12 protein-coding genes are annotated in these 12,431 nt (G+C 46.0%); 7 read left to right on the top strand and 5 right to left on the bottom strand.

The features are described from left to right. Positions 1-284 precede the first annotated feature (284 nt). The 4 genes from GJU87_RS19895 to kdsB form a co-directional block, all read right to left on the bottom strand. A complete protein-coding gene (locus GJU87_RS19895) occupies positions 285-1,649 on the bottom strand; it encodes a hypothetical protein (RefSeq protein ID WP_153641073.1) in 1,365 nt (454 codons plus the stop codon). Positions 1,650-1,759: 110 nt separating this feature from the next. Next, entirely contained in the window at positions 1,760-1,957 is a 198-nt protein-coding gene (locus tag GJU87_RS19890) for a CDGSH iron-sulfur domain-containing protein (RefSeq protein ID WP_106541288.1), read from the bottom strand. A 99-nt stretch (positions 1,958-2,056) separates the two neighbouring features. After that, positions 2,057-4,066 carry an alpha amylase C-terminal domain-containing protein gene (locus GJU87_RS19885; RefSeq protein ID WP_153641072.1) on the bottom strand — a complete coding sequence of 670 codons (2,010 nt, stop codon included), beginning with the start codon at positions 4,064-4,066 and terminating at the stop codon, positions 2,057-2,059. A 39-nt stretch (positions 4,067-4,105) separates the two neighbouring features. Then, on the bottom strand, positions 4,106-4,882 hold the full coding sequence (kdsB, locus tag GJU87_RS19880; RefSeq protein ID WP_153641071.1) for a 3-deoxy-manno-octulosonate cytidylyltransferase: 777 nt from the start codon (positions 4,880-4,882) through the stop codon (positions 4,106-4,108). 183 nt (positions 4,883-5,065) lie between these two features. Here kdsB and GJU87_RS19875 point away from each other — a divergent pair, with 183 nt between their 5' ends. The 7 genes from GJU87_RS19875 to GJU87_RS19845 all read left to right on the top strand — a co-directional run bounded on the left by GJU87_RS19875 (position 5,066) and on the right by GJU87_RS19845 (position 11,071). Beyond that, positions 5,066-6,304: a sigma-54-dependent Fis family transcriptional regulator gene (locus tag GJU87_RS19875; protein WP_106541285.1), complete on the top strand. Its 1,239-nt coding sequence runs from the start codon at positions 5,066-5,068 to the stop codon at positions 6,302-6,304. A gap of 8 nt (positions 6,305-6,312) precedes the next feature. Continuing rightward, complete coding sequence (locus GJU87_RS19870) at positions 6,313-6,843, top strand: LptE family protein (protein WP_194831593.1); 531 nt, start codon at positions 6,313-6,315, stop codon at positions 6,841-6,843. Between the two features lie 12 nt (positions 6,844-6,855). Beyond that, positions 6,856-7,761, top strand: a complete 906-nt coding sequence (locus GJU87_RS19865; RefSeq protein WP_153641069.1) for a hypothetical protein — start codon at positions 6,856-6,858, stop codon at positions 7,759-7,761. A 51-nt stretch (positions 7,762-7,812) separates the two neighbouring features. Further along, positions 7,813-8,127: a preprotein translocase subunit SecG gene (gene secG / locus GJU87_RS19860; protein ID WP_246187198.1), complete on the top strand. Its 315-nt coding sequence runs from the start codon at positions 7,813-7,815 to the stop codon at positions 8,125-8,127. 292 nt (positions 8,128-8,419) lie between these two features. After that, positions 8,420-8,698, top strand: coding sequence for a co-chaperone GroES (gene groES, locus GJU87_RS19855; RefSeq protein ID WP_106541281.1), 279 nt, complete (start codon positions 8,420-8,422; stop codon positions 8,696-8,698). 41 nt (positions 8,699-8,739) lie between these two features. Next, positions 8,740-10,374 carry a chaperonin GroEL gene (gene groL, locus GJU87_RS19850; RefSeq protein WP_153641068.1) on the top strand — a complete coding sequence of 545 codons (1,635 nt, stop codon included), beginning with the start codon at positions 8,740-8,742 and terminating at the stop codon, positions 10,372-10,374. A gap of 133 nt (positions 10,375-10,507) precedes the next feature. Next, a complete protein-coding gene (locus GJU87_RS19845; RefSeq protein ID WP_153641067.1) occupies positions 10,508-11,071 on the top strand; it encodes a manganese efflux pump MntP family protein in 564 nt (187 codons plus the stop codon). Between the two features lie 20 nt (positions 11,072-11,091). On the opposite strand, the gene GJU87_RS19840 is transcribed toward GJU87_RS19845, so the two are convergent. Continuing rightward, complete coding sequence (locus tag GJU87_RS19840) at positions 11,092-12,408, bottom strand: DEAD/DEAH box helicase (RefSeq protein ID WP_153641066.1); 1,317 nt, start codon at positions 12,406-12,408, stop codon at positions 11,092-11,094. Positions 12,409-12,431: the final 23 nt, after the last annotated feature.

Genomic DNA, 12,431 nt, shown 5'->3' with positions numbered 1-12,431 from the left:
TTCATGATGAACCATATGATTAAACTTTCAGAAAAAACGACCTCCGAAATTAATACGTTTCTCTTCTCTTCTTTATACGGTTCTCATCAAATCTTTATACGGTTCTCCCTGCTACACTGATACGGTTCTCGTCGAAGCTTTATACGGTTCTCCTTGAAGCTTTATACTTTCTCCAAAAAAACTACAGGTAGTCCGCCTATGACAATAAGGATATTGATAGTGAATTTCATAAAAAAAGCGACCCATCCGGATCGCTTCTATCTGTTCACATGTATTTTATTTGATCAAACTTTCTTCAGGATATACAAGCCTCCTGTTCCAGCTGCCAAAATAATGTAATCGTTCGTCCCGGCAACATAATTCACCGAACCTTCCGGGTTGTAACTTCCCAAGATTTCCAAATCAGTTCCCTGAGCGGGAATACTGGCGACAACCAAACCATCGGCTCCATTGGCAATCATGATGTCGCCATTGAAAAGCGTTACTGCATTCACATTTCCAACATTCTGATCGGTCAATAAGTACTGGTACACCGGAGTCGGATCGGTTTGACCGGCTGTCAAATCAAAAGCCTTCAAACCAACAGCTCCCAATGAAACAAATACCAGGTTGCCGTCTACGGTAATCGTCGATTTCCCTTGGTAATCGGGAGTTGTATGATTATCGGAGGTACCCGGGTTATTCGAATTACCGGGATAGTAGTAGTTACCGATATTCATCACGTCGTCCGATGAAAGGTCGGGTGCTAACACGTGCAGTTTAGCATCGGCAACACCTTCAAAACCTACCACTTTATCTACATTGGCAGCATAAGCCGCATACTTTGCGTAAGAAAACCGAACCCTTGCCGCTGTCGAGAAATCACTCAGGGCAATCTTCGTAATACCGGTGTTCAGAGTAATCGTTTCTCCTTTACTATTCGTGATGGTCTTCTCTTCACCGCCGGCAGCAAAATAGAGATAGTCGCCATGCCGGAAAACCGCATTGGAAGAAGGAGCATCCAGCACCTTATCGCGTTGAATAATCTTGTTTTTATTTTTCCCGGTAGGATAATAAATATCTCCATTAGCTTCCAGGTAAAGTTCCCGAAGAACTGCACCATCTTTATGATCATCGCAGGCCAGCCAACAACGGGTTACTGTGCCGGCATCCGGATCGGAATAGGTTTGATCATCGACATTTAAGGCGTTGAATTCAACGTTTCCGTACGTTAGCTGAGATGAAATTTGGGGATGCTTTGGATCGGACATGTCAATTACCTCAAATGCTCCTTTTACTATATCATCCTGCCGGTGATAGGTTACATAAGCCTTATCACCAACCACCTGAACGAAAGAAGCACTCAACTTATCCGATTTCCCCTGATCTGCCAGAGGAGGATCGACGTGAGCCACCAACTTCAATGTATAACTATTCGAAGGGACCACAGACGCCGCCTTCAGCGAAGATGAAGCCACGTTAACCACTTCATCCATTGTCGTTACCCTTGAAGTAAAAGCTGCGTCATCGTTAACAACGGTTATGTCTTCATCGGTGTTACTGCCAAACGGCGATTTGCCGTCGTCCTTGGAACATGATGCCAACACCAGGGCAAAAAGAGCAATAATAATTCCAACGACCCAAAGACTTCTAAGACTAAGTCTACTCATAAGGGGTTACTTTTGGTTAATAATTAGATCATTCCTAAGAAGAATAACGAAATTCTCCCTGGTTTTGGTATACAGGAAAGCAACAATTTTCTATAAATCAATAAAATAAACTAACCCTTGAAGTCGATTTTCTTGTGAGTGCCATCACAGAAAGGCTTGTTGGACGAACCTCCGCAACGACAAAGAAAAATGGTTTTGGTTTCTGTGGCCTTATTGCCATACTGACCTTCCATCGTAACAGGTCCTTCGATCATGATCGGTCCGTTTTCCGTGAAAGTAACTTTGGTGGTTTTGATTTCTGATACCATAAATAGTCGGTTTTTATAAAATTCTCACTTCATTTACTTATCAATCAAAACAGCACAGGCATATCAAAAGTTTGATTAAAAAACGTAAGCTTTACCCTGTCATCGAATCCGTTTGTACGACTCTTTTTTCAGCACAACTGCTGTACGTGCAGGCAAATACAACCTCAGATAATGGTTGGAACTCAACTTAGAAACCGGCAGCGTGTAATAAATGATATCCTGGTCAATCCGGTTTTGTCCGCCATAAGGATGAGCATCTGTACTGAGAATTACCCTGAATTTCGATGGGTCCATCTGTATTCCATATCCTTCAAACGATTTGTCGGGATTGAAATTAAAGACAAACAGTAAATCACCGCGCTGAAAGGCCAGTATTTGATCGGCCTTATTGTCGGTAATCCAACGTACTTCCGGACTCTCGAGCAATCTTTCTTCCCTGAGAATATGAATCATATCCCGGTCGAAATCGAGCAGCCAGTGATACCGCAATTCGGGATCTTCAGCAATACTCCATATTCTCCGGGCATGTTGATACGACCAACCATTCCCTTCCCGCGGAAAGTCGATCCATTCGGGGTGCCCAAATTCATTTCCCATGAAATTAAGATAGGCGCCACCGGCACACGAAGCTGTTGCCAACCGGAGCATCTTATGAAGCGCGATTCCGCGTTCCACGGTCAGGTTGGGTTGGTCTTTTCGCATGCTGAAATACATCTCCTTATCAATCAACCGGAAGATGATCGTTTTGTCACCTACCAATGCCTGGTCATGGCTCTCAGCATAGCTTACCACTTTTTCGTCCTGACGATGCGCTGTCAGCTCGTAAAAAATCCGGCCGACATCCCACTCCTCATCTTTCAGCTCTTTAATAATTTTAATCCAGAAATCGGGGACACCCATCGCCATACGAAAATCGAAACCGAGTCCGCCGTCTTCCTGCGGTGAAGCCAGTCCGGGCATTCCACTCACTTCTTCGGCAATAGAAATAGCATTCGGCTTGATTTGGTGAATGAGTTTATTCGCCAACTTAAAATAAACAATCGCCTCGTAATCGATATTGGGCGTAAAATAATCGGTATAAGAAGAAAATGCCTTGCCCAAACCGTGATCGAAGTAGAGCATGCTGGTTACACCGTCGAACCGGAAACCATCGAACCGGAACTCATCCAGCCAATATTTGATATTGGAGAATAAGAAATGGAGCACTTCGGGCTTACCATAGTTGAAGCAGTACGAATCCCAGGCAGGATGTTCGCCTCTTCCACCTTCATGAAAAAACTGGTATCGCGTGCCATCGTAACGGCCCAAGCCTTCCACCTCGTTTTTCACCGCATGTGAATGTACCAGGTCCATAATAACCGCCATTCCCATTCCATGCGCTTCATCGATTAATGCTTTCAGCTCGTCCGGCGTACCAAACCTCGAAGACGGCGCAAAGAAACTAGACACATGATAGCCAAAGCTTCCATAGTAAGGATGTTCAGGAACCGCCATCAACTGAATCGTGTTGTAACCCGCCTTTTTTATGCGGGGAAGCATATTCTTACGAAACTCGTCATAGGTGTGAATACGCGGCTCTTCACCTGCCATTCCCACGTGCGATTCGTAAATTAGCGGAGCTTCAGTTAAACCGGAAAAATCATTCTTCCATTCGTAAGGATTTTCGGGCATCCAGACTTTCGCATTAAAAATCAACGAATCCGGATCTTGAACCGCCCAACGGGTCCAGGCAGGAATTCGCTTCCCCTGTCCTCCTTCCCAGTAAACCGAAAGCGCGAACAGGTCGCCATGTTTCAATGCGTCCGGCGTCAATCTTAGCTCCCAGTTCCCTTCTCCAATAGATTGCAGTTCGAATTCCGGCAGTTCCTTCCAATCATTAAATGCTCCGATTAGAAAGATGCGGGTCGCATTGGGCGCCCACTCGCGTAACACCCATCCCTTCTCATCACGGAATAACCCGAAGTAGTGATGGCCTTCGGCAAAATCGACCAAAGATCTACCTCCGGTTAACTCTCTTTCTTTTTGTTCAGAAAGTTCTTTCCACTCGATAAACGTCCCCTCGAAAGGTTCGAGCCAGGGGTCGTTTTGTACAATCGGGATTCTGTCCATGATGATGATTTTTAACTATTCTCTGTAAGGAACTTCGAACTACAAGTATTTTTCTATTCCTTCAGCCAGTACTTTTTCTAAATCTTCCGGGGTATCGATACCAAAACTGTCGTAATTGGTTTCCTGGGTGCGGATACGATAACTATGCTCAAGCCAGCGAAGTTGTTCCAACGATTCCATCTTCTCCAAGCGTCCTTCCGGCAAACCGGTTAATTCATGTAAAACTTCGGTACGATACGCATACAAACCAATGTGACCGAAAAATGTGTGATGATTAATCCATTTATCCTGCTCGATATTTCGGGCAAAAGGAATTGGCGAACGACTGAAATATATGGCATCGCCGTTTTCGGCCAGTACCACTTTGGGTATATTCGGATTGAAAATATCTTCGCTTTTGGTAATCGGCTGCACCAACGTGCCAATCTGTGTCTCCTCTTCATCAAACAAAGCAGCGACTTTATTTAACTGGCTGGGTTTAATAAATGGCTCATCGCCCTGAATATTTACGACCACATCAAAGCTTTTGCCAGTTGATTCACTCACATTCTTCACCGCTTCCGAGCAACGATCCGTTCCGCTGCGGTGCTCTTCTGACGTCATTACCGCCTTTCCTCCAAACGCCTCCACTGCGTCAAATATGCGCTGGTCGTCTGTTGCGACCCACACATCATCGAAAACGCTGGCGGCAGTTTCATATACGCGTTGTATCATTGATTTTCCCGCAATGTCAGCCAGCGGTTTCCCCGGAAATCTGCTGGAAGCATAACGGGACGGAATAATTCCGATTATCTTCTTCTGATTCGAATTGTCCATTTACGACTTTAAGCTAAATATTGTTACTAAATCGAAGTTAAAGATAAAAATAAGCACGTGTGTTTTTTCGTGAGTTAAGGTAAAGTAAATTTCCTCTGTTCAGATAGAACAAGTAACCTTGGCTATCGTTCCGATATTTTGGGGATTAATTATAAATTTGTAATCCAATATTAAAACGGGAAGATGGATATTCAGGAAATAAAACAACGTTTCGGCATTATTGGTAATGCTCTGGGGTTAAACCGGGCCATTGAAGTAGCTGTGCAGGTTGCTCCCACCGATCTATCGGTTCTGATATCCGGGGAGAGTGGTGCCGGTAAAGAGGCGTTCCCGCAGATTATTCATAACTATTCGCATCGAAAACACGGAAAATATATTGCTGTCAACTGTGGTGCCATCCCCGAAGGTACCATCGATTCGGAGCTTTTTGGTCACGAAAAAGGTGCCTTTACAGGAGCTTTGTCCGACCGGAAGGGATATTTTGAAGTAGCCGACGGCGGAACCATCTTTTTAGACGAGATTGGCGAGTTGCCACTTTCAACGCAGGTCCGCTTGCTCAGGGTACTCGAAGCCGGTGAATTCATTCGGGTAGGTTCGTCGAAGGTGATCAAAACCGATGTCCGCGTGGTAGCAGCAACAAACGTCGATCTGCCGACAGCTATTCGGGAAGGAAAGTTCCGGGAAGATTTGTACTATCGGCTGAATACGGTCCCGATTCACGTACTTTCGTTGCGCGACCGTGGTGAAGATGCCCTGTTGCTGTTCCGCAAATTTGCCCTCGACTTTGCCGAGCGCTATCATATGCCGCCCGTCAGATTGTCGGAAGACGCACAACGTGTATTGCTGAGTTACCGGTGGCCCGGAAACGTGCGCCAACTGAAAAATATTACCGAGCAAATTTCAATCATCGAGCAAGAGCGCCAGATTGACGCCAATACCCTGAGGAATTATATTCCGGATGACAGCGGAGGTTCGTTACCGGCCATCTATTCATCGGTCGATGAAAAAACATTTCACTCTGAACGAGAGATTCTGTATAAGATTCTTTTCGAGATGAAAAGAGACGTGACCGACTTGAAAAAACTGGTCCACGACTTGCTGGAAGATGGGCATACGCCTCACGTACACGAGGACAACGCGCAAATCATCCGGAAACTCTATCAGAGTTCTGACGGAGAGTTCCAGCCGGAACCCAGTAACTATGGTTCCCCGGTTCCGTCTGCTCCGCCAAGTAATGATCATCATCAGATTGAGGACACGGAAGAATTTGTAGAAGAATCGTTATCATTGGAAGAAAAAGAAATTGAACTGATACAGAAAGCACTGGAAAAACACAACGGGAAAAGGAAACTGGCCGCTGCCGAATTGGGCATATCGGAACGAACCCTCTACCGGAAAATAAAAGAATACAACATCAGCTAATGACGATTATGCCAAAGCATTCAGGAAAATTCCTGTTAACAACGCTGCTTGTTTCCATTTTAATGGTAACAGGATGCAGTATAAGCTACACATTCACCGGAGCATCGATTGCGCCGGATGTTAAAACGGTTTTTGTTGATTATTTTCCAAACCGGGCGAGAGTAGTCAATCCAACATTGAGTAATACCTTTACGGAAGGTCTGAAGGATAAATTCGTCAACCAAACCAGTCTGACACTGAACAATAGTCAGGGCGACCTGGAATTCAGTGGTGAAATTACCGGTTACGATATCCGGCCGTTATCGATTCAGCAAAGTAACGATGGCCGTGATGTTGCATCGCAAAACCGGCTAACCGTGACGGTAAAAGTGAAGTTCGTGAACAACAAAAATCACGATCAAGACTTTAATTCGACCTTCTCGGCCTATTATGATTGGGATAGTACGAGAAACCTGAGTGACGTGGAAGATGCAGCCGTACAAGACATCACCGAACAGTTGGTAGATGATATTTTCAACCGCTCGGTAGCGAACTGGTAAAAACGAGTAGTTATGTCGATGAACAGAGAGCAAATGATGCGATACCTGGACGACCCAACTCAGTTAAATGAAAAGTCGCTGGGCGAACTGAAGGAAATACTGGATGAATTCCCGTTTTTCCAGACGGCTCATATGCTCTATGCCCGCAACCTACTCAACGAAAAAAGCTTTCGGTTTACGAACCAGTTAAAAGTAGCGGCCGCCAACGTCACCGACCGGTCGATGCTCTATTTCCTGTTGCATCCCAAAGCCCGCCATGAAGCCGAGGTCTATGAACCGAAGCAGGAAACGGCCGAGATAGAAATGCCGCCGCAATCAGTTGCCACGTCTCCTGAAGAAGAGAAAACCGGGACGGCAACGGAAGAGGATGAGGGAATCTTCGAACTGGCAGAGGATGTAACACACGCACAGCCCGGAAAAGAGTCTCCGGAAAAAGAACATCCGGATACGGCAGAAGAGGACGAGCCTGTTGCTCAAAAGCCGCAAAAGTCATTCGATTTGCTTGACTTTGACGTAATGGAACCATCTTTTTATCAACTCGATGAAGATGTAACCAGCATCAAAGGATTGTCCGACCTGAGCAAATCGATTAACCGCAACGCGAAGAAGAACAACAAGTCGGAGGAAGAGAAGCCGGAGCAGGAAGAAGGGAAAGATAACCTGATTGACAAATTTCTGGAAACCCGACCGACCATATCGCCGGCCAGAAAGGGAGACGGTCAGCAGGAAGATATCTCGGAGCGAAGCGCTGAAGAAACGGATGAATTTATGACAGAGACCCTTGCACACATCTACGTAAAGCAGGGATACTACGAAAAAGCCATCAAAGCTTTTCAAAAATTAAGTTTGAAATATCCCGAAAAAAGTATTTACTTTGCTCGGCAAATTGAAGATGTCAGGAAACTGCTAAATAGATAACCCGATATGTATACACTGATAACCGTTTTAATTTTCATAATCTGTATCCTCATGATTTTGATTGTGCTGGTACAGAACTCGAAAGGTGGAGGTCTGACTTCAACTTTCTCAGGCTCAAATCAAGTAATGGGTGTTCGTAAAACCACCGACTTTCTCGAGAAAGCGACCTGGTACCTGGCTGGTGCACTCCTCATTCTGTCTGTTTCTGCTTCGGCTTTTATTCCGCGCCAGGGACAACAGCAGCGTTCGGCTATTGAAAAGCAGATTGAAAATGCGGCAGACCCGACTGAATTGCCTACTTTCCCACAGGCAGCACCTCAACAAGGGGATTCAGACAATACAACGCAACAAAGCAACGGTCAATAATATTACCCTGATAGAATTAGAGAAAGCTCACCAGATGGTGGGCTTTTTTTATGCCTGACATTTCCAAAAGCAATCAAATGTCAGCTTGTCAGCCCCAACTGACAACAAGATAAAATCATACCTGCCTGATTTTATTCGAATTACAAAAACAACGTCCTCCAATCTTCCTTATCCAAATGATTTTTTGTCCTGAATGCAGCCTATAACAGGCTTGTACCTGCTTTGGCACGTAATATGATGAATAGCGGGTGTCAATGAAATAACTTTTGTCTAACGAAAAATACAATACAAGATGACAGAACTGAAAGGTAGAATACTTGCCGGCAAGATTCTGGTACAGCCACAAGAGGCTGTAGAGAAGACCGCCGGAGGAATTATCATTCCCGACTCAGCCAAAGAAAAACCACAATTGGGAACGGTTGTGAAAGTGGGAGCCGATAAGAAAGATGAACCCATGGAGGTTAAAGTTGGGGACACTGTATTCTATGGTAAATATTCAGGCACTGAGCTTCAGATCGACGATGAAAACTACCTGTTGATTTCTCAGTCAGATGTTCTTTACATCGCATAGTGAAAAGACCGATTGTACAAAAATTAAAATGAAAAAATAACATGGCTAAAGAGATCAAATTTGAAATCGAAGCACGCGAGTTGCTGAAACAAGGCGTCGATCAACTTGCCGATGCAGTAAAGGTAACGCTGGGCCCTAAAGGACGCAACGTTATTATTGACAAGAAATTTGGTGCACCTCAGGTAACCAAGGACGGTGTAACTGTCGCCAAAGAAATCGAACTGTCGGATGCATATGCCAACATGGGCGCACAGCTCGTTAAAGAAGTAGCTTCCAAAACAGGTGACGATGCCGGTGACGGTACGACTACTGCAACTGTACTGGCACAGTCTATCATCAATGTTGGACTGAAAAACGTAACTGCCGGTGCCAATCCAATGGACTTGAAACGCGGTATCGACAAAGCAGTTGCCAAAGTTGTTCAAAGCATCAAAGATCAGTCAAAAACGGTTGGTGACGATTACAGCAAAATTGAACAGGTAGCCCGTATTTCAGCAAACAACGATTTCGAAATCGGAAAACTGATTGCCGAGGCAATGGAGAAAGTTCACAAAGAAGGCGTTATCACGGTAGAAGAAGCCAAAGGTACCGAAACTTACGTTGAAGTAGTGGAAGGTATGCAGTTCGACCGTGGTTACATCTCTCCTTACTTTGTAACCGACACCGAGAAAATGTCAGCTGAACTGGAAAATCCTTTCATCCTGATTCACGACAAGAAGATCTCAACCATGAAGGACCTGGTTCCAATCCTGGAAGCTACTCACCAGTCTGGTCGTCCGTTGATGATTATCTCTGAAGACATCGATGGTGAAGCGTTAGCTACCCTGGTAGTGAACCGTCTGCGTGCCGGATTGAAAGTATGCGCCGTGAAAGCGCCCGGATTCGGCGACCGCCGTAAAGAGATGCTGGAAGACATCGCTGTCCTGACCGGTGGAACCGTGATTACCGAAGAAAAAGGTATGAAACTGGAAGACACCACTCTGGAGATGTTGGGTCAGGCTGAAAAGATCACCGTTGACAAAGAGAACACCACTATCGTGAATGGTTCAGGCGAGGGCTCCAACATTGCTGCCCGTGTAGCTCAGATTAAAAACCAGATCGAATCAACTACTTCCGATTACGACCGCGAAAAACTGCAGGAACGTCTGGCTAAATTGTCAGGTGGTGTTGCTGTACTATACGTAGGTGCTCCTTCGGAAGTGGAAATGAAAGAGAAGAAAGACCGCGTTGACGATGCGCTGAGTGCAACCCGTGCAGCTGTTGAAGAAGGTATCGTACCCGGAGGTGGAGTAGCTTACATCCGCGCTACCAACGTACTGAAAAACCTCGAAGGTGACAACGAAGACGAAACCACCGGTATCGAAATCGTGAAACGTGCCATCGAAGAGCCGATGCGCCAGATTGTAGCCAACGCCGGACTGGAAGGTGCTGTTATCGTGCACAAAGTAATGGAAGGCAAAGACGACTTTGGTTACAACGCCCGCGTAGGTGAATACCAGAACCTGTTCGAATCAGGCGTTATCGACCCGGCTAAAGTAACCCGTGTTGCTCTTGAAAATGCAGCGTCTATCGCAGGTATGTTCCTCACCACCGAGTGTGTTCTCGTTGAAGAGAAAGAGGACAATCCTCCAATGCCGGCAGGCGGAATGGGCGGAGGTATGCCCGGAATGATGTAATCGATACATCGAACAATATATAGCAACCTTTTATTGGTTTTGAACAAGCCGTCCGGAATTTCCGGGCGGCTTTATTCTTGCTCGATTTTGCCCGATTCCCGCGGTTTTTCTATCTTCGTTCAAAATCTTTTGCATGGATTTACTGACCGTTTCGATTCTCGCTCTGGGCCTCTCCATGGACTCATTTGCTGTTTCCATTAGTTGTGGTCTGGCCGAACGAAAAATCTCCTTCCAACATGCAGTCAAAATCGCTTTGTCGTTAGCTTTTTTCCAGGGATTGCTCCCATTGCTGGGATGGTTTGTGGGTTCCGAAATCAAAGATTTTGTGGAACACATCGATCACTGGATTGCCTTCGCACTTTTATCCTACCTGGGAGGGAAAATGATTTTCGAAAGTCTCGATAAAGAAAATACGGAGGGAATGGCCAACGTGTACTCATGGGGCAAAATCCTCACTCTTTCTATTGCCACCAGCATCGATGCGCTGATTGTGGGCTTTTCCTATGCGTTAGCTTCTCCCGGCGACCTTTTTGAAGGAGCCATCATCATCGGCGGCGTCACCTTCTTTTTCTCCATGTTGGGTATCCGGATTGGGAAGAATGTCGGCAACCGCTTCGGTAAACGGATGGAACTTCTTGGAGGAATTGTCTTGCTCGCCATCGGATTCAAAATCCTGCTGGAGCACCTCTTTTCGTAATCGCCTTACGGCGGAAGTATCTATCTCCGGCGCGGCTTCTTTTTTCCCCGCAAGTGTTTACTCTTCGAATTGAAATCGAAATTATTCTTCTTGCCCCGCCTTTTCTTTTCATGAAAAGCCCCCTTGTAATCGGGGTCATTAACCCGCTTCACCCGGTCAATTTCGCGTGCCTGTTCCTGCAACTCCCGCCGGGTCGATTCCACCAACTCCACATCTTCCGGAACACTTTTTTCCGGAATCTCCATCCGGATAAGTTTTTCAATGCGTTCCAGATGATAAATCTCGGCCGGATTCACCAACGAAATGGCCTCACCTTCGTAACTGGCACGGGCTGTTCGTCCAATCCGGTGAACGTAATCTTCATCGTTGGGCGGCAAATCGAAGTTAATCACGTGGCTGATGCGTGATACGTCAATTCCCCGCGCCGAAACGTCCGTTGAAATCAGTACCCGCACTTCACCTTTCTTAAACGCGTTAATGGCGTTGATGCGCGTGACCTGTCCTTTGTTCGAATGCAAAATACGCACCTCACCTTCCGTCTTCCGCTTGATGACTTTGTAAACTCCTTCGGCATTCTCTTTCGTACGGCAGAAAATGAGTACGCGGTTAAACTTCTCTTCATCCCGCAACAGGTAATGAATCAGGTTGAGTTTACTGCGGTAGTTGGGAACATTGTAAAAATACTGCTCCACCTTTTCGGCCGGTGTCGCCGACGGCGCTACTTCCACACGCACGGGGAAATCGAGGAATTCATCACTCATTTTCTCCACCTTTCCGGAAAAAGTAGCCGAAAAAAGCAGGTTTTGCCGCTTGGGCGGAATTACCTCAAACAATTGATGCAACTGATGAATAAAGCCCATATCCAGCATTCGGTCAGCCTCATCAATCACCAGTGTTTTCACTTTCTTAAATGAAACCGCACCAGCCTTGTACAAATCCCACAACCGCCCGGGTGTCGCTACCAGGATATCGATTCCCGGTTCCACCAAAGCAGCATGTTTCGTCCAGCCAACACCGCCGTAAACAGCAGCATACCGGATATTGGAATAGCCCGTCAGTTCCTCGATATCTTCGCCAACCTGCAGCGACAATTCCCTCGTGGGAACCAAAACGATAGCGCGCGGATCGTTTCCTTCCGCCTTCACCAGCTTCATGAACAACGGAATCAGGTAGGCAGCCGTTTTTCCGGTTCCGGTTTGGGCAATCCCCAACACATCCTGCCCCGATTTGATGGCAGGAATGGCTTTCTCCTGAATCGGAGTCGGCTCCTCGAAGCCAATCTCATCCAACGCCTTCAAAATCGATTTTCCTACACCTAATTCCTGAAATGTCTTCATTATACTGGTATTCGTTTGCCTGC

The sequence above is a fragment of the Prolixibacter sp. NT017 genome (assembly GCF_009617875.1).
Lineage (GTDB): Bacteria > Bacteroidota > Bacteroidia > Bacteroidales > Prolixibacteraceae > Prolixibacter.
This window is presented reverse-complemented; position numbering and strand designations above follow the sequence as displayed.

What these genes read in the sequence shown, in the direction of transcription:
- GJU87_RS19870 (WP_194831593.1), top strand. Translation starts at nt 6,313, where the DNA reads ATGCCAAAGCATTCAGGAAAATTCCTGTTAACAACGCTGCTTGTTTCC.
- groL (WP_153641068.1), top strand. Translation starts at nt 8,740, where the DNA reads ATGGCTAAAGAGATCAAATTTGAAATCGAAGCACGCGAGTTGCTGAAA.
- GJU87_RS19895 (WP_153641073.1), bottom strand. Translation starts at nt 1,649, where the DNA reads ATGAGTAGACTTAGTCTTAGAAGTCTTTGGGTCGTTGGAATTATTATT.
- GJU87_RS19885 (WP_153641072.1), bottom strand. Translation starts at nt 4,066, where the DNA reads ATGGACAGAATCCCGATTGTACAAAACGACCCCTGGCTCGAACCTTTC.
- GJU87_RS19875 (WP_106541285.1), top strand. Translation starts at nt 5,066, where the DNA reads ATGGATATTCAGGAAATAAAACAACGTTTCGGCATTATTGGTAATGCT.
- groES (WP_106541281.1), top strand. Translation starts at nt 8,420, where the DNA reads ATGACAGAACTGAAAGGTAGAATACTTGCCGGCAAGATTCTGGTACAG.
- secG (WP_246187198.1), top strand. Translation starts at nt 7,813, where the DNA reads ATGATTTTGATTGTGCTGGTACAGAACTCGAAAGGTGGAGGTCTGACT.
- kdsB (WP_153641071.1), bottom strand. Translation starts at nt 4,882, where the DNA reads ATGGACAATTCGAATCAGAAGAAGATAATCGGAATTATTCCGTCCCGT.
- GJU87_RS19890 (WP_106541288.1), bottom strand. Translation starts at nt 1,957, where the DNA reads ATGGTATCAGAAATCAAAACCACCAAAGTTACTTTCACGGAAAACGGA.
- GJU87_RS19845 (WP_153641067.1), top strand. Translation starts at nt 10,508, where the DNA reads ATGGATTTACTGACCGTTTCGATTCTCGCTCTGGGCCTCTCCATGGAC.
- GJU87_RS19840 (WP_153641066.1), bottom strand. Translation starts at nt 12,408, where the DNA reads ATGAAGACATTTCAGGAATTAGGTGTAGGAAAATCGATTTTGAAGGCG.
- GJU87_RS19865 (WP_153641069.1), top strand. Translation starts at nt 6,856, where the DNA reads ATGTCGATGAACAGAGAGCAAATGATGCGATACCTGGACGACCCAACT.